Source organism: Bartonella sp. AA86SXKL (assembly GCF_042196885.1).
The window spans coordinates 1-520 of sequence record NZ_JBHIRE010000605.1 but is presented as its reverse complement, the minus strand read 5'-3'; the positions used below and the strand labels follow the sequence as shown (position 1 = coordinate 520).

The following is a 520-nucleotide window of genomic DNA, read 5'->3' as shown; positions in this document are numbered from 1 at the left end:
CTTCACTGCAACTCTCCTCTCCTCAAATATTAATAATCCGTAGAGATAAATTTCATTAAACTCTCTGCGCCTCTTTTTACATCTAAAAACGCAACCTAACAGGATAATATCGTTTACGTATGAAAAATCGTTCTAAGTAATTGTGTAATATGGATAGCTTCTACCTATTCTATACCGACAGATGTTGAATATAGATCTGATATACGGTAAACGTTTAATGTGGTTATTCCATAAATAACTGGCAAAAATATTAAGCTCTGAAACAGCTGATGAAATATCGCAAATTAAATACAGGAATGGATTAACTTATGAGTGATGAAATAACCTCACAAATGGAGGGTGACGACTATGGTGCCGCTTCTATCAAAGTTCTCAAAGGTCTCGATGCTGTACGTAAACGTCCTGGTATGTATATCGGCGATACAGATGATGGCTCAGGCTTGCATCATATGGTCTATGAGGTTGTAGACAACGCTATTGATGAAGCCTTAGCAGGTCATGCTACTCTTGTAAACGTGAC

Annotated in this window: 1 protein-coding gene; it reads left to right on the top strand. The window is 37.3% G+C overall.

Going from position 1 to position 520, the window contains the following annotated elements; translation table 11 throughout:
* Positions 1–308: 308 nt before the first annotated feature.
* On the top strand, positions 309–520 hold a 212-nt coding region (locus ACFIO5_RS13525), incomplete at its 3' end, for a hypothetical protein (protein ID WP_375705694.1).